This is a genomic window from Pantoea sp. SGAir0215 (assembly GCF_043543215.1).
This window is the reverse complement of the sequence record NZ_CP028031.1, coordinates 1289971-1305832: the sequence shown is the minus strand read 5'-3', so window position 1 is coordinate 1305832 and position 15862 is coordinate 1289971. Positions and strand designations below refer to the sequence as shown.

At 53.6% G+C, this 15862-nt stretch carries 14 protein-coding genes and 1 other annotated feature; of the genes, 3 read left to right on the top strand and 11 right to left on the bottom strand.

All coding sequences use genetic code 11. The features are described from left to right. Window positions 1-66 precede the first annotated feature (66 nt). The 4 genes from dnaK to tal form a co-directional block, all read right to left on the bottom strand. Window positions 67-1977 (bottom strand): molecular chaperone DnaK, encoded by a 1911-nt coding sequence (gene dnaK / locus C1N64_RS06135; RefSeq protein WP_039338776.1) that lies wholly within the window; start codon window positions 1975-1977, stop codon window positions 67-69. A 408-nt stretch (window positions 1978-2385) separates the two neighbouring features. Beyond that, entirely contained in the window at window positions 2386-3693 is a 1308-nt protein-coding gene (locus C1N64_RS06130; protein ID WP_367143318.1) for an MFS transporter, read from the bottom strand. Between the two features lie 104 nt (window positions 3694-3797). Then, window positions 3798-4385: a molybdopterin adenylyltransferase gene (gene mog / locus C1N64_RS06125; RefSeq protein ID WP_006117627.1), complete on the bottom strand. Its 588-nt coding sequence runs from the start codon at window positions 4383-4385 to the stop codon at window positions 3798-3800. A gap of 116 nt (window positions 4386-4501) precedes the next feature. Further along, entirely contained in the window at window positions 4502-5455 is a 954-nt protein-coding gene (tal, locus tag C1N64_RS06120) for a transaldolase (protein ID WP_033740221.1), read from the bottom strand. Between the two features lie 207 nt (window positions 5456-5662). On the opposite strand from tal, the gene yaaA reads away from it, so the two are divergent. After that, a complete protein-coding gene (gene yaaA / locus C1N64_RS06115) occupies window positions 5663-6436 on the top strand; it encodes a peroxide stress protein YaaA (RefSeq protein ID WP_054634518.1) in 774 nt (257 codons plus the stop codon). A 52-nt stretch (window positions 6437-6488) separates the two neighbouring features. Here the strand turns inward: yaaA and thrC are convergent, their stop codons facing one another. The 5 genes from thrC to C1N64_RS06090 all read right to left on the bottom strand — a co-directional run bounded on the left by thrC (window position 6489) and on the right by C1N64_RS06090 (window position 12214). Beyond that, window positions 6489-7772 (bottom strand): threonine synthase, encoded by a 1284-nt coding sequence (gene thrC / locus C1N64_RS06110; protein WP_006117624.1) that lies wholly within the window; start codon window positions 7770-7772, stop codon window positions 6489-6491. A 3-nt stretch (window positions 7773-7775) separates the two neighbouring features. Next, on the bottom strand, window positions 7776-8705 hold the full coding sequence (gene thrB, locus C1N64_RS06105; RefSeq protein ID WP_006117623.1) for a homoserine kinase: 930 nt from the start codon (window positions 8703-8705) through the stop codon (window positions 7776-7778). A 2-nt stretch (window positions 8706-8707) separates the two neighbouring features. Then, window positions 8708-11170 (bottom strand): bifunctional aspartate kinase/homoserine dehydrogenase I, encoded by a 2463-nt coding sequence (gene thrA, locus C1N64_RS06100; RefSeq protein WP_205957275.1) that lies wholly within the window; start codon window positions 11168-11170, stop codon window positions 8708-8710. Between the two features lie 25 nt (window positions 11171-11195). Then, window positions 11196-11315: a sequence feature (Thr leader region), on the bottom strand. Next, entirely contained in the window at window positions 11254-11322 is a 69-nt protein-coding gene (gene thrL, locus C1N64_RS06095; protein WP_071988721.1) for a thr operon leader peptide, read from the bottom strand. (Overlaps the previous feature by 62 nt.) A 187-nt stretch (window positions 11323-11509) precedes the next feature. Continuing rightward, window positions 11510-12214: a tRNA/rRNA methyltransferase gene (locus tag C1N64_RS06090; RefSeq protein WP_006117621.1), complete on the bottom strand. Its 705-nt coding sequence runs from the start codon at window positions 12212-12214 to the stop codon at window positions 11510-11512. Between the two features lie 601 nt (window positions 12215-12815). Here C1N64_RS06090 and arcA point away from each other — a divergent pair. After that, on the top strand, window positions 12816-13532 hold the full coding sequence (gene arcA, locus C1N64_RS06085) for a two-component system response regulator ArcA (protein WP_006117620.1): 717 nt from the start codon (window positions 12816-12818) through the stop codon (window positions 13530-13532). A gap of 40 nt (window positions 13533-13572) precedes the next feature. Here the strand turns inward: arcA and creA are convergent, their stop codons facing one another. Next, window positions 13573-14046, bottom strand: coding sequence for a protein CreA (creA, locus tag C1N64_RS06080; protein WP_006117619.1), 474 nt, complete (start codon window positions 14044-14046; stop codon window positions 13573-13575). 197 nt (window positions 14047-14243) lie between these two features. On the opposite strand from creA, the gene robA reads away from it, so the two are divergent. Continuing rightward, window positions 14244-15110 carry an MDR efflux pump AcrAB transcriptional activator RobA gene (robA, locus tag C1N64_RS06075; protein ID WP_006117617.1) on the top strand — a complete coding sequence of 289 codons (867 nt, stop codon included), beginning with the start codon at window positions 14244-14246 and terminating at the stop codon, window positions 15108-15110. Between the two features lie 46 nt (window positions 15111-15156). Here the strand turns inward: robA and gpmB are convergent, their stop codons facing one another. Then, window positions 15157-15804 carry a 2,3-diphosphoglycerate-dependent phosphoglycerate mutase GpmB gene (gpmB, locus tag C1N64_RS06070; protein WP_033740218.1) on the bottom strand — a complete coding sequence of 216 codons (648 nt, stop codon included), beginning with the start codon at window positions 15802-15804 and terminating at the stop codon, window positions 15157-15159. Window positions 15805-15862 lie beyond the last annotated feature (58 nt).

Sequence of the window (15862 nt, the reverse complement as noted above, 5' to 3'; positions counted from 1 at the left end):
AAAACTCCTACGCCCGTGCTGGTTTCAACGGCTGTCAGGGCAACCGTCGCGCCCGGTCAGGGGCAATTATTTCTTATTGTCTTTTACTTCTTCGAATTCAGCATCGACCACATCGTCATCTTTCTTCGCTGACGCATCGTGGGCATCCGCTGCACCCGCCTGAGACTGCTGTGCGGCTTCCATCAGTTTGCTGGAAACTTCCATCAGCGCCTGCATTTTGGCATCGATCTCTGCTTTATCTTCGCCTTTCAGCGCCGTTTCCAGCGCGCTCAGCGCCGCTTCGATTGGGGCTTTGTCATCCGCTGACAGTTTGTCGCCCGCTTCATCCAGCTGCTTACGTGTGCTGTGAGCGATCTGGTCACCCTGGTTGCGGGTCTGCACCAGCTCTTCGAACTTACGGTCAGATTCCGCGTTCGCTTCAGCATCACGCACCATTTTCGCAATCTCGTCCTCGTTCAAGCCGGAAGACGCTTTAATGGTGATCTTCTGCTCTTTACCGCTGTTTTTGTCCTTCGCTGATACGTGCAGGATACCATCCGCATCGATGTCGAAGGTCACTTCGATCTGCGGCATACCGCGTGGCGCAGGCTGAATGCCGTCCAGGTTAAACTGGCCCAGTGACTTGTTGTCGCTGGCACGCTTACGCTCACCCTGCAGCACGTGAATCGTTACCGCAGACTGGTTGTCTTCTGCCGTCGAGAACACCTGGCTGTGCTTGGTTGGGATGGTGGTGTTCTTGCTGATCAGCGAAGTCATCACGCCGCCCATGGTTTCGATACCCAGTGACAGCGGGGTCACGTCCAGCAGCAGAACGTCTTTTACGTCACCACCTAACACACCGCCCTGTACCGCAGCACCGACCGCAACCGCTTCATCCGGGTTCACGTCTTTACGTGGCTCTTTGCCAAAGAACTCAGTTACTTTAGCCTGAACCAGTGGCATACGTGTCTGACCACCCACCAGGATAACGTCGTTGATGTCCGAAACGGACAGGCCCGCATCCTGCAGTGCGACTTTCAGCGGCTCGATAGAGCGCGCAACCAGATCTTCAACCAGCGACTCCAGTTTAGAACGGGTCACTTTGATGTTCAGGTGCTTAGGACCGGTAGCATCCGCCGTAATGTACGGCAGGTTAACATCGGTCTGCTGCGCAGAAGACAGCTCGATCTTGGCTTTCTCGGCGGCTTCTTTCAGACGCTGCATCGCCAGTGGATCGTTGTGCAGATCGATGCCCTGGTCTTTCTTAAATTCTGCCACCAGGTAGTTGATCAGGCGGCTGTCGAAGTCTTCACCACCCAGGTGCGTATCACCGTTGGTTGCCAGAACTTCAAAGGTCTTTTCGCCATCAACGTCGTCGATTTCGATGATAGAGATATCGAAGGTACCGCCACCCAGGTCATAAACTGCGATGGTGCGGTTGCCCTGGCCTTTATCCAGGCCGTACGCCAGCGCTGCTGCCGTCGGTTCGTTGATGATACGTTTGACTTCCAGACCTGCGATACGGCCAGCATCTTTGGTTGCCTGACGCTGAGCATCGTTGAAGTAAGCCGGAACGGTGATAACCGCTTCAGTTACGGGCTCACCCAGGAAATCTTCAGCCGTTTTCTTCATTTTTTTCAGCACTTCCGCAGAAATCTGCGGCGGTGCCATTTTCTGGCCTTTCACTTCCAGCCATGCGTCGCCGTTATCAGCACCCACAATTTTGTAAGGCATGATTTTGATATCACGCTGTACTTCTTCGTCCTGGAAGCGACGGCCAATCAGACGCTTGATCGCAAACAGGGTATTCTGCGGGTTGGTCACAGCCTGACGTTTAGCCGGTTGTCCGACCAGAGTTTCACCATCCTGTGTGTAAGCGATGATCGAAGGCGTGGTGCGATCGCCTTCGGCGTTCTCAAGCACACGCGCTTTGGTGCCGTCCATGACCGCAACACAAGAGTTGGTTGTACCCAGGTCAATACCAATAATCTTACCCATCTAAACATCTCCCACTTAAATTCGTTGCCAGTTTGGGTTGTGAACCTTTTATGTGGGCAGGTTGATGACATTCAACCCGACCTCACATGCTTTTTTTTCCAACGTCCACAACGCTCGATGACAAGTAAATGGGGTCGCTTAGAAGCGCATCAAGGGTTAAATGAAAAAAAATTTTCAACGGCCGCTCAGGCTGCCTTAACCAAGATAATAAACTGACGCGCTCCCTGATGAGAGTGCGGCAAAATGCCGCCTCGAAACAGTCCACGTTTCGGTTCTGTTCATCCATACAATGGGCAGTCCGGGTACGGTACGCTTTTATCTGGCGCAGGGCGCGGCGGCGAGCATCAGACTGCACGCCGCGGCTGGCAGAGAAAAAGAAAGCGCGGAGCCGGGCTCCGCGTACAGGGTTCAGGCCTGCTTGATGCCTTCACTCAGGCAAGGCTCGTGGCTGATATCCTGTCTCAGCCAGACGCTGACGATCAGTCCCACCAGCGCCAGCGCCATGACATACCAGCCAGGCGCCAGGGGAGACACATTCATTAGCAATGTTACGCAAATCGGCGTCAGCCCGCCAAACACCGCATAGGAAAGGTTGTAGGAAAAAGACAGGCCGGTGAAGCGAACCTCGGCGGGGAACGCGCGCACCATGACAAAGGGCACAATCCCGACAACACCCACGCTAAGACCTGCCAGCCCGTAAAGCAAAAACAGGTAATCAGGATGCTGCGGTGCCAGCGAATAGAACAGCCCGCTGCACAGTGCGAGCAATACGCTTCCTGTGCTTAATGTCCGGCTGGTACCGAAGCGGTCCACCAGCAGTCCGGATAAGATACAGCCCACACACAGCATAATAATCGCAATGCTGTTGGCTTTTAAGGTCAGCGCCGGCACCATTCCATGCTGTTTCTGCAACCAGACCGGTGCCATCAAAATCACCACAACGATACAGGCCGACAGCATCCAGGTCAGCAGAATTGAAATCGCTACCGATTTTCGATGTTTCATGACCACGGTTTTCAGCGGCAGTTCCTGCGCCAGCGTTTTGCGCTGCTGCATCTCCACGAAAACCGGCGTTTCATGCAGCCAGCGGCGTAAATACATGGCGCCTAAGCCAAACGCCCCGCCCAGAAAGAAAGGAATGCGCCAGCCGCCATCGTGAATCGCCTGTTGCGTCAGCGTTGTATTAATTAAGGTTGCCACCACCGATCCCAACAGGATGCCAATCGTCAGTCCGGCGGTCAGCGTGCCGCAGGCGATACCAATGCGTTTGTAAGGCACATGCTCCGCCACAAACACCCATGCACCAGGCACTTCACCACCGATAGCCGCCCCCTGCAGCATGCGCAGAAGCAGCATCAACAGCGGCGCGGCAAGACCAATCGACGACCAGGTGGGCAACGCGCCCATTGCCAGAGTGGGTAAGGCCATCAGCAATATGCTCAGGCTGAACATTTTTTTACGGCCCACTTTGTCGCCAAAGTGCGCCATGATGATGCCACCAAGCGGACGCGCCAGATAACCCGCGGCAAAAATGGCGAACGTCTGTAACTGGCGAAGCCAGTCGGGGATATCGGCGGGAAAGAAGAGTTCACCGATAACGGCGGCGAAAAAAACGAAGATGATAAAGTCGTAAAATTCCAGCGCGCCACCCAGCGCAGCCAGTGCCAGCGTTTTATAGTCCTGAGGTTTCAGGCGCGGCGTCTCAAGTGTGGTCATAGGCGTCCAGAGATAAAGAGAACGGTTGTAAAGCTGTGCTTACTATACCGTCAATTTATCACCACACCAGCCAGGCTGTAGCTTATTCCTGAAAAGCAGAATATTTAGTTATTTATCTCACGTATGGCGCTTTTTGGGCGAAAAGCTGCTACGCATTCCGCGTGAGTTTCGACATAAGGTCCGTCCAGCAACTGTAAACAATAAGGTACAGCTGCAAAAATTCCTGGGACCAGGACGTTGCCCTGCGCGTCTTTCAGCCCCTCCAGCGTTTCTTTAATGGATTTCGGCTGACCGGGCAGGTTAAGGATCAGGGATTGTTTACGAATCACGCCCACCTGGCGCGATAGAATCGCGGTCGGCACAAACTTCAGGCTGATTTGCCGCATCTGCTCGCCAAATCCTGGCATCTCGCGATCGGCCACCGCTAATGTCGCATCCGGCGTCACATCACGACGGGCCGGGCCGGTTCCACCGGTGGTCAGCACCAGATGACAGAAGCGTTCGTCCACCAGCTCGCAAATGGCCTGCTCAATCATGGGCTGCTCATCCGGGACCAGTCGCGTTTCCAGTTCAAAAGGCGTGCTGATCGCACCGCTCAGCCAGGCTTCCAGAGCCGGAATGCCCTGATCCTGATAAATGCCGTTCGCTGCGCGATCGGAAACCGAGATCAATCCGATACGTAATGTGTTCATGATGTTGTTCGCTGTGGTTTACCGCAGTGCGGTGATAAGGAAAGGACGTAGTGAAAAGAATAACAAACCGTGACGGAAAGGGAAAACCGTGGCGACGGTGCCGCCACGGTGAACGATTACAGCATTTCTGCCAGCATCTTCTCAAGTTTGCCCTGGTCGATGGCAAAGTTGCGGATACCTTCCGCCAGCTTGGTCACCGCCATCGGATCCTGGTTGTGCTGCCACAGGAACTCTGATTCGGTCATTTTCTCCGGACGCGCTTTCACTTCACCGCTGTAGCTCAGCTTACGCTCCAGCGTGCCCTCGCTTTCAGCCAGCTCCTTCAGCAGCGCAGGTGAAATGGTCAGACGGTCACAGCCAGCCAGCTCAATGATTTCACCGACGTTACGGAAGCTTGCCCCCATAACCACCGTTTCATAACCGTGTTGCTTGTAGTAGTTATAGATTTCAGAGACGGATACCACGCCTGGATCTTCGTGTGGCGCGTACTCTTTTTTATCGGTGTTCGCTTTGTACCAGTCGAGGATACGGCCTACGAAAGGCGAAATCAGATACACGCCCGCTTCCGCACAGGCACGCGCCTGGGCGAAGGAGAACAGCAGCGTCAGGTTACAGTTGATGCCTTCTTTTTCCAGCTGTTCTGCTGCACGAATACCCTGCCAGGTTGACGCCAGTTTGATCAGGATACGATCGTTGCTGATACCGGCATCGTTATACAGTTTGATCAGGCTGCGTGCCTTGGCAATGCTGGCTTCTGTGTCGTAAGAAAGACGCGCATCCACTTCGGTCGAAATGCGGCCCGGGACCAGTTTAAGGATTTCCAGACCAATGTTTACGGCCAGTTTGTCAGAGACCAGTTGCAGTTGTTGCTCTTTATCGTTGCTCTGCTGACGTGCCCACGCGATCGCTTCATCAATCAGTTTACGGTATTCAGGGATTTGAGCAGCGTTAAGAATCAGAGAAGGGTTGGTGGTGGCATCCTGGGGTTGATACAGCTTCATCGCTGCGATATCACCGGTGTCGGCCACTACGGTGGTCAGTTGACGCAGGGAGGTCAGTTTGTCCGTCATGTTCTTTTCTCTTAGTTAACTGTCAGGGTGATAAAAGGCTGTTGGGATAATATCACGCGGCAACGGCGGTGCAAGGTCGGGGAATGCCGTTTACGATAGCGCGAACGAATGGGAGTGATTTGCCGATCCTTGCGGCTTTTTTGCTACACTCGCAGCAACAATGACTGGCTCTCCCCTTTCTGAAAGGGACTTACTGAGGACGCGACGATGTTGATGGTGATCTCGCCCGCCAAAACGCTGGATTATGAAAGCCCCCTGGCCACGCAGCACTTTACCCAACCTGCCCTGTTAGAAAAGTCACAACAGCTGATTCAGATTGCGCGTACGCTGTCGCCTGCGCAGATCGCGTCATTAATGAGTATCAGCGATAAACTGGCCCATCTGAACGCCGAACGTTTCAACAGCTGGCATCCCGACTTCAGCCTGGACAATGCCCGTCAGGCTATTCTGGCGTTCAAAGGCGATGTCTACACCGGTTTGCAGGCTGAAACCTTTAGCGAACACGATTTCGACTTTGCGCAGCAACATCTGCGGATGCTGTCGGGCTTATACGGTTTACTGCGTCCGCTGGATCTGATGCAGCCGTATCGCCTGGAGATGGGCATCAAGCTGGCGAATCCGGCAGGCCAGGATCTTTACAGCTTCTGGGGCGACCTGCTCACTGAAAAACTGAATGAAGCCCTTGCCCGCCAGGGCGATGACGTATTGATTAATCTGGCGTCAGACGAATACTTCAAAGCGATCAAACCGAAAAAGCTGCAGGCGCGCCTGATCAAGCCGGTGTTTCTGGATGAGAAAAACGGCAAATATAAAGTCATCAGTTTCTATGCGAAGAAGGCCCGGGGATTGATGAGCCGCTTTATTATTCAGCAGCGCCTGACCCAACCTGAGCAGTTAACCCGGTTTGACCTTGAGGGTTATCGGTTTGCAGCAGAGGAAAGCAGAGACAACGAACTGGTGTTTAAACGCGCCGAACAGTAAACCTGCCCGACGCGCGACGGAATGCAGGAAGGTGGCACGAGCCACCTTTCTTTTATTTCAGCAAAAAGGCACGCAGTGAGGCAAAATCTGCCTTCATGGTATGCGACAGCAACGGCAGATCGGCACGCTCTGCCAGTTCAGTCGGCAGCGCCAGCTTCTGCTCCAGAATACTTTCCACGCTCTCCAGGAACTTCGCCGGGTGCGCCGTGCCAAGGAATAAGCCGTACTCGCCGTCCTGTAACTGGTCACGCAGCAAGCGCCAGGCAATCGCCGCGTGCGGCTCTGATACGTAACCCAGTTTCGCCAGATCACGCATCGCTTCGCGCGTCACCGCGTCGGATACCGCGCCGTAGGCTAAATCACTCAGGCGCCAGGTTTTGCGACGGAACAGCTCCTCAACGCGCGGCCAGTTATTCGGCTGGCTCACATCCATGGCGTTCGACAATGTCGCGACGGTCGCGTTAGGCTGCCATTCGCCGTTGCCAAGAAAGCGCGGCACCGTGTCATTGGCATTCGTTGCCGCAATAAACCGCTTGATCGGCAGCCCAAGTGACTTCGCCAGCAGACCTGCCGTCAAATCACCAAAGTTGCCACTTGGTACAGAGACGACCAGTTGATTACGTTTTTCCTGCGGCAGTTGCGCGACGGCTTCAAAGTAATAACAAATCTGCGCCAGCAGACGGCTGATGTTGATGGAGTTGGCTGAGTTCAGGCCGATAGCTTTCTTCAGTTCCTGATCATCAAAGGCCTGTTTGACCAATGCCTGGCAGGCATCAAAATCGCCGTCAATCGCAATGGTTTCGATGTTGCCGCCCAGCGTACAGAACAATTTCTCCTGCAACGGGCTGATTTTGCCCTGCGGATACAGGATCACGACGCGCACATTTTCCATGCCGTAAAACGCATGGGCGACGGCGGCACCGGTATCGCCAGAGGTTGCCGTCAGAATCGTGATCTGCTCATCTGAACCACTTACATAGGACAGCATCTGCGCCATAAAACGGCCGCCAAAGTCTTTGAACGCCAGGGTTGGGCCGTGGAACAGTTCAAGACAGGCGACATCATCGGTCACCGCTTTGATCGGTGCCGGAAAGGTAAAGGCCGTTTTCAGGCGTTCGGTCAGATGCGCCGCCGGCACTTCGTCGCCAATATAGGCAGAGAGGATTTTGCTGCTGCGTGTAACAAAATCCATCTCCAGCATGGCATCGATGTCGGTCAGTTCAAATTCAGGCAGCTCAAGCGGGAAAAACAGCCCTTGCTGTGAACCCAGACCTTGTTTCACCGCCTGGGCGAAGCTGACCTGCTCGTTATGATCCTTAAGATTGTAGAGTTTCATGCGTTATCCCAGTTTACGTGCGCCAGCCGTATCAAGACGGCAGATATGGACGAAGCCTTCATCGTTCTGCAGATAGTGCTGGCTCAGCCAGTCGGCCATCTGCTGTGCCGTTTCCATCTGGTTGCAAATGGCAAAGAGCGTGGGGCCAGAGCCCGAAATACCGCAGGCCAGCGCCCCGATATCCTGAGCAGCCTGACGTGCCTGGGCAAAGCCCGGTAACAGCTGAGTCCGGTACGGCTCAGCAATCACATCCTGCATCAGTTTAGCCGCCAGCGCGGGTTGGCGCGTATGGCAGGCGTGAATGAATCCGGCCAGCAGTCGGCCGTGCTTGATGCAGTCCTGCTTCGCGTACTGCGCCGGTAAAATCGCCCGCGCCTCCGCTGTTGACACTTTGATGCCCGGATAGGCCATCACCCACAGCCAGTCGTCAAAGCCTGGCACCGCCTGGGTAATGATCCCATTTTCCTCGATCATCAGTTGAATCCCGCCAAGGAAGCACGGCGCGACATTATCGTAATGCACGCTACCGGAAATGCGCCCTTCCAGCTCCCCCATTAACGTCAGGAGCTGGTTGTCATCCAGCGGTTTGCCACAAAATTCGTTCATGGCCATCAGACCCGCAACCACGGAACAGGCGCTGGAGCCCAGCCCCGAGCCTATAGGCATGTTTTTTTCCAGCGTGATCGCCACCGGCACGCTTTTGCCAATGGCTTCGCAGAACCGCTCCCAGCACTGATAAACGATATTCTCTTTAGGATCGCTGGGCAGTTTACTGACAAAGCGGCCAGTATTGCTCAGGCTAAAGCTGTCGGCCGCCTCGACCGAGACGCAATCCCCCAGCAATGAACCATCCACTGGCGAGACCGCCGCGCCCAGCACATCAAAGCCCACGCTGACATTGCCTATTGAGGCCGGCGCATGAATTTTTACCATCATTACACTCCCAACTTCCACGACAGTGTGCGCAGCAGATCGGCGAACACGCCCGCTGCTGTCACGTCATTTCCTGCACCGTATCCGCGCAACACCAACGGAATGGGCTGATAATAGCGGCTGTAGAACGCCAGTGCATTCTCACCGTTTTTCACTTTAAAAAGCGGATCGTTACTGTCTACTGCCTCGATCTTGACTTTGCACGCTCCGCCTTCTTCGATCACGCCGACCAGACGCAACACTTTGCCCGCCTCACGCGCCTGCGCCACTCGGGCGGCAATCGCCGCATCGACGTCGGGCAGTTGCTGCATAAACTGCTCAATATCGGCGATGGCGGTCAGGTGCGCTGGCAGCAACGGCTCAATCTCAATGTCGTGCATTTCGTGTTGATAGCCGGCTTCGCGGGCCAGAATGAGCAGCTTACGCGCGACATCCGTGCCGGATAAATCGTCACGCGGATCCGGCTCAGTGAATCCCATTTCGCGCGCCATGCGCGTGGCCTCCGACAGCGAGACACCTTCATCCAGTTTGCCAAAAATATACGACAGCGATCCCGACAGAATACCGGAGAAGCGGATCAATTCATCGCCTGCATTCAGCAAATTTTGCAAATTTTCAATAACGGGCAAACCGGCGCCCACATTAGTGTCGTACAGGAACTTACGACGCGATCCGGCAGCGGCGGCGCGCATCTTTTGGTAATATTCCCATGACGCGGTATTCGCCTTTTTATTCGGCGTCACTACGTGGAAGCCCTCAGCCAGGAAATCCGCGTACTGGTCGGCCACCGCCTGACTTGATGTGCAGTCCACAATGACCGGATTGAGCAAATGATACTCTTTTACCAGACGAATTAAGCGTCCCAGATTGAACGGCTCTTTGGCCTGCTCCATCTCGCCTTTCCAGTTACTGAGATCAATACCGTGTACATTGGTTAACAGCGCACGGGAATTGGCGATACCGCATACGCGCAAGTCGATATGCTTCTGTTTGAGCCAGGCCTGCTGGCGATGCAACTGATCCAGCAGCGCGCCGCCCACACCGCCAACGCCCACCACGAAGACTTCAATCACCTGATCGGTGGCAAACAGCATCTGGTGCACCACGCGAACACCGGTGGTGGCGTCGTCATTGTTTACCACGACGGAAATTGATCGTTCAGACGAGCCCTGAGCAATCGCAATGATATTGATATTGGCCCGCGCCAGCGCAGAGAAGAACTTGGCTGAAATCCCGCGCAGGGTACGCATTCCGTCACCCACGACCGAGATCACCGCCAGATTTTCGATAACGTCCAGCGCATCCAGCAGACCATCTTTCAGTTCAAGATAGAATTCGTCCTCCAGCACGCGACGGGCGCGGGCCTGCTCGCTCTGAGGAACGCAGAAGCTGATGCTGTATTCAGACGAAGACTGGGTAATGAGCACCACAGAAATGCCGGTGCGCGACATGGTGGCAAAGACGCGGGCCGCCATGCCCACCATGCCTTTCATGCCCGGGCCGGAGACGTTAAACATCGCCATATTGTTCAGGTTGGTGATGCCTTTGACCGGATACTCATCCTGCTCGCCGTTGCCGCTAATCAGCGTACCTGGCGCCTGGGGATTGGCCGTGTTTTTGATCAGGCACGGGATTTGAAACTGCGCGATAGGTGCGATAGTGCGAGGATGCAGAACTTTGGCCCCGAAATAGGACAGCTCCATTGCTTCCTGGTAAGACATGGATTTGAGCAGGCGCGCGTCCGGAACCTGGCGCGGATCGCAGGTATAAACCCCGTCCACATCGGTCCAGATCTCACAGCAATCGGCCCGCAGGCAGGCCGCCAGCACCGCCGCTGAATAGTCAGAACCGTTGCGGCCCAGCACCACCAGTTCACCGCGTTCGTTACCGGCGGTGAAACCGGCCATCAGGATCATGTTTTCTGTTGGGATCTGACTGGCTTCAATGCGGCGGGTTGACTCGGCGATATCCACGGTTGATTCCAGATAATGACCGATGGCCAGCAGTTTTTCGACCGGGTCGATCACGCTGACGCCATAGCCACGGGCTTCTAACAGCTTTTCCATAATGGCAATGGAGAGCTTCTCGCCCCGACAGATAATGGCCGCATTGACGCTGTCAGGGCACTGTCCTAACAGGCTGATGCCGTGCAGAACCTGTTTAAGTTGCGCAAATTCGCTGTCAACACGGCTCTTAAGCCCCTCATAGTCGAAACCGGGTTGTGCCTCGGCCAGCCCCTGCAGCAGTTCTGCGAAGATGCGCGTCGCATCACTCAAATTGGGCAACGCATCCTGACCGCTGATGGTTTTTTCAATCATCGCAACCAGGTGGTTGGTAATCTTTGCAGGTGCAGAAAGCACGGTAGCAACCTGTCCCTGTTGCGCATTACTTTCCAGAATATCGGCGACGCGCAGAAAACGCTCTGCATTGGCCACCGAGGTCCCACCGAATTTCAGCACTCGCATGATGTCAACTCTCCTGATTTTGAGTCAAAAAAAAACCCGCACTCGTGAGGTGCGGGCTTCTTTTTTTGTTTTTCCTGGATGCGTCAGCCCGCCCCGTTACCCATGGTAATGGTGGTGGTAATAATTGTGGTGTTCAGGCTGTGATTACGCATTCAGATTTATTTTCTGTCTGTCATTGGTTGTCCGTCTGGTTCTAAGAAGTAAATCAAAGCGCACATCAAGTCAACGGTTTTATCCTTTGCGCAAAAAAAACTCGCCATGCTTAGCGTGTGATTGCAGGAAAAAAACCTGGCGAATCGTTTGGTATCGTGCGCTTAATTAACATCTGTCACTAAATAGTTACGCATTCCCCGAGGATTTCTCTGCGAGCTTTTTTTCCACATCATGTAACAGGCGATGCAGCATTGCACTGTCGCGCTGTTCCAGCAAACCAATACGCTGATTAATCCAGTCTGACATTTTGATGTCGTCGCTGACATCCAGTTGCTGGAGTAGCTGCGTCAGACGCTGGCGCAACGCATGCAATTGCTGCGCATCGGCAAGCGGCGTAACGGGCGCTGTGACCTGGTTAAGGGCCGCTAACTGATAACAGTACACCATCACCGCCTGCCCGAGATTTAATGAAGGATAGTCCTGCGCCATAGGGATCCCGGTGAGCAGGTCAACCTGATCCAGTTCCTCGTTGGTCAGCCCACTATCTTCGCGACCAAACACCAGCGCCATACTGTTTACCCACTGCCGCTTTTCAAGCAACCGGGCTTCAACCTGCTGGGGCGTGGCGTAGTAACGGAACCTGGCGCGACTGCGCGCGGTGGTGGCGACGGAAAAATCGATATCCGCCAGCGCATCAGCCAGCGTAGCAAATGTTTTCACGTTATCCAGGATGTCCCCCGCGCCGTGCGCCACACGGCGTGCAGCCGGGTCCTGCCAGGCATCGCTGGCGACAATGCGCAGTTCACTAAAACCCATGGTTTTCATGGCACGGGCCGCTGCGCCGATATTTTCCGGCCGGGCGGGCGAGACGAGGATAAGAGGAAAAAGCATGATCATTCCATCAGTAAATGTAGACGGTGCAGTGTAACATGTAGCGTGATATTAAGAGGTATAAGCTTTGAGGTTAACACCCTGAAATACATGTTAAAACACGTTAAAAAAAGCCATTGCGTCCTTTTTTACCATAAAGTGCACATTATCAGAAACTTCAAAATAAAAGCCTTTCAATTCAGCCCTCTGTGATAGTAAGTTTCTAACATCCCGTTTTGTGCTGTGCTGTGCCTGTCGGTACAAAAATGACGTGTAATCGCCTTCTGCGTCAATTTTTCGGGATGTTTTTCACAGAAATGTTAACGTGCTACAATTGCATTTGATATAAGTCAACGAAGCGTTGTTTTTATGCTTAGCAGTTGTTGTTATTGCTGTTAGGTTGCTGTTAAGACAGTTAGTATATGTTTCAATTTATTATTCCGCAGGGCATGGAATTGTCGTTACGGCTGGCTGAGCGAACACGGTTGTTGACCTTGATAAAAGCTTATCACAATGACTTTCGTACAACGGTTCAGCAAAGCTTGCCGTTCTCCGCACTGGAGAGCACCTAACCGCTGTACGCCCTGTTTTCAATTTAGTTGGCAAAATTAGGTAGCTAAACATGCAGACCCCGCACATTCTCATCGTTGAAGACGAACTGGTCACGCGTAATACCCTCAAAAGTATTTTTGAGGCGGAAGGTTATGTCGTGTATGAAGCGACCGATGGTGCAGAAATGCATCAGGTATTGACCGACAATGATGTTAACCTGGTTATCATGGACATCAACCTGCCGGGCAAAAACGGCCTGTTACTGGCGCGTGAACTGCGTGAGCAAGCTAATGTGGCATTAATGTTCCTGACAGGACGCGATAACGAAGTTGATAAGATCCTTGGACTGGAAATTGGCGCAGACGACTACATCACGAAGCCATTTAATCCGCGTGAGTTAACTATTCGTGCACGTAATCTGCTGTTACGCACCATGAACTTACCGCTGCCTAATGAAGAGCGTCGTCAGGTCGAGAGCTATAAGTTCAACGGCTGGGAACTGGATATCAACAGCCGTTCATTGATCAATCCCAACGGTGAGCAGTACAAACTGCCGCGCAGTGAGTTCCGCGCCATGCTGCACTTCTGCGAAAATCCCGGCAAAATTCAGACCCGTGCTGATTTGCTGAAAAAAATGACCGGACGCGATCTGAAACCTCACGATCGTACCGTTGATGTCACCATCCGCCGTATTCGTAAACATTTCGAATCCACACCGGATACGCCAGAAATCATTGCTACCATTCACGGTGAAGGCTACCGTTTCTGCGGTGACCTGCAAGAGTAACGGCCTCAGAAAAACGCCCTTTCGGGCGTTTTTTTATGCGTTAATGCCAGGGCATAATCGGCACGGCACTCAGCGCATTTTTCGGCGAACCATCCACCACCTTATCCGAATACGCCAGGTAGACCAGCGCATTGCGCTTGCTGTCAAAGAAGCGGACAACCTGCAACTTTTTAAAAATCAGTGAAGTACGCTGGCGAAACACAACGTCACCCTGCGCTTTTCCTTTGGCGATCTTATCACTTAACTCAACCGGTCCGGTTTGCTGACAGGAAATAGCGGCGTCAGACGTGTCCTCTGCGAGTCCCAGTCCGCCCTTAATCCCGCCCGTTTTGGCCCGACTGATATAGCAGGTTACATTTTTAACATCAGGATCATCGAACGCTTCCACCACAATTTTGTGGTCCGGCCCAAACATCTTAAATACGGTATCGACCGAGCCGATCTCTTCGGCCAGCAGCGAACTGGAAAATAGCAGACCGGCGAAGGTGGCGATCGCAAGACGAGTTATTGTCATGAGTTACCATTGCAAATGTAATAGATGAGCATGTAATGTACTGTCAATTGATACAATAACCAATGCAAAAAGGGTATAAACTCCCGCGTTAGTGAATAGTACAACTACCCCAATCAAAGCCGATCACGTCTTTACGCTATAAGTACTATTATTCGTCGACTTCATTTAGCTGCGCCACCAGAGTATGAGGATGTTTTATGGACCAAGCCGGTATCATTCGCGATTTGCTTGCCTGGCTGGAGAGCCATTTGGATCAACCCCTTTCACTGGATAACGTTTCCATTAAGGCAGGTTATTCTAAATGGCATCTACAACGGATGTTCAAAGATGTCACCGGGCACGCCATCGGCGCTTACATCCGGGCACGGCGTCTTTCTAAAGCCGCCGTCGCGCTTCGCCTGACCAGTCGCCCGATTCTTGATATCGCCTTACAGTATCGGTTCGATTCCCAGCAGACCTTTACGCGTGCATTTAAAAAGCAGTTTAATCAAACCCCTGCATGGTATCGCCGTTCATCTGACTGGAACTCCTTCGGCATTCGCCCGCCGATTCGCCTGGGCAATGACACGCTGCCGGAACACCAGTTCGTTACGCTGCCGGAAACCGTACTGTTTGGTCAGACACAGAGCTACACCTGCACGCTGGAACAAATTTCCAAATATCGTGATGAAATGCGCCTCCACTTCTGGCGGCAGTTTCTGCTGGAAACGGATACGGTGCCGCCAGTGCTTTACGGTCTGCACCAGGTCCGTGCCAGTCATGAAAAGGATGATGAGCAGGAGATTCTGTATACCACGGCGGTGCCTGTGGACAGCGCAACGAATATGCACTCCGGGCAGAACGTCAGCCTGGAAGCAGGCGACTATGTGCAGTTCAACTATGCAGGTCCCCGCGTAGATTTGCAGGAATTTATCCTGTTACTGTATGGCACCTGCATGCCGACACTGGGACTGACTCGCCGTCAGGGCCAGGATATTGAACGTTTTATTACCCATGGCGGAAAGAAACGGACCGAACCCCCAGCAGATATTAAGTGCGAGTATCTGATCCCGATTCGCCGTTAATCGCGTTTGTGATTATGCCGTCGCGATGACGGCATAATCTGTCAACTTACCGCTGGAGTTCGTCCAGCGCGGGCTCGTCAAGATGCGAAATATCTCCCGCCGTTTCGACCACCCAGCCCGCTGCCAGCCAGGCGCTTTGTTGATGATCAACGCGGGAAATCGAACAGTTACGCAGACGAAGACGACGTTCCGCATACGCAGGCAATCCCAGAATGGTGCTCACCAGCACGCCCAGCGCCATACCATGGCTGACAATCAAGGGGCGGCTGCCAGCCGGTAACGCCAGGCAGGCATTCAGGGCATCCTGCATACGCTGCGCCAGTTCTGTCATGGATTCGCCCTGCGGAATACGGCCACCCTCAGTGCCGTTAACCAGCGACGCGCGCCAGCCCTCTTCTTCCGCACTCAACTCGTCCAGCAGGCGTTTTTCCAGCACGCCCATATTCAGTTCGCGCAGGCGGGCGTCAAAGGTGACATCGCAGCCGCAGGCATCGGCAATGATTTCTGCCGTACGTCGGGTACGTCCTAAGTCGCTGGAAATGATATGGGTGATACCTGCGTGTTTAATCCGTTCACCGACCTGACGGGCCTGGTGCTCGCCTTTTGCCGTCAGCGGACTGTCGGAGTGCCCTTGAATGCGGCGTTCTGCATTCCATACCGTTTCACCGTGACGAACAAGATAGACCTGTAGCATGCGTAGTTTCCGTTATACTGCGACCAAAATCGCCTTTATTACCTGAGGGTTCAATTAA

Excerpts from the sequence above, each read along its gene's own strand:
- dnaK (WP_039338776.1), bottom strand. The coding sequence starts at position 1,977 with ATGGGTAAGATTATTGGTATTGACCTGGGTACAACCAACTCTTGTGTT.
- C1N64_RS06130 (WP_367143318.1), bottom strand. The coding sequence starts at position 3,693 with ATGACCACACTTGAGACGCCGCGCCTGAAACCTCAGGACTATAAAACG.
- mog (WP_006117627.1), bottom strand. The coding sequence starts at position 4,385 with ATGAACACATTACGTATCGGATTGATCTCGGTTTCCGATCGCGCAGCG.
- tal (WP_033740221.1), bottom strand. The coding sequence starts at position 5,455 with ATGACGGACAAACTGACCTCCCTGCGTCAACTGACCACCGTAGTGGCC.
- yaaA (WP_054634518.1), top strand. The coding sequence starts at position 5,663 with ATGTTGATGGTGATCTCGCCCGCCAAAACGCTGGATTATGAAAGCCCC.
- thrC (WP_006117624.1), bottom strand. The coding sequence starts at position 7,772 with ATGAAACTCTACAATCTTAAGGATCATAACGAGCAGGTCAGCTTCGCC.
- thrB (WP_006117623.1), bottom strand. The coding sequence starts at position 8,705 with ATGGTAAAAATTCATGCGCCGGCCTCAATAGGCAATGTCAGCGTGGGC.
- thrA (WP_205957275.1), bottom strand. The coding sequence starts at position 11,170 with ATGCGAGTGCTGAAATTCGGTGGGACCTCGGTGGCCAATGCAGAGCGT.
- C1N64_RS06090 (WP_006117621.1), bottom strand. The coding sequence starts at position 12,214 with ATGCTTTTTCCTCTTATCCTCGTCTCGCCCGCCCGGCCGGAAAATATC.
- arcA (WP_006117620.1), top strand. The coding sequence starts at position 12,816 with ATGCAGACCCCGCACATTCTCATCGTTGAAGACGAACTGGTCACGCGT.
- creA (WP_006117619.1), bottom strand. The coding sequence starts at position 14,046 with ATGACAATAACTCGTCTTGCGATCGCCACCTTCGCCGGTCTGCTATTT.
- robA (WP_006117617.1), top strand. The coding sequence starts at position 14,244 with ATGGACCAAGCCGGTATCATTCGCGATTTGCTTGCCTGGCTGGAGAGC.
- gpmB (WP_033740218.1), bottom strand. The coding sequence starts at position 15,804 with ATGCTACAGGTCTATCTTGTTCGTCACGGTGAAACGGTATGGAATGCA.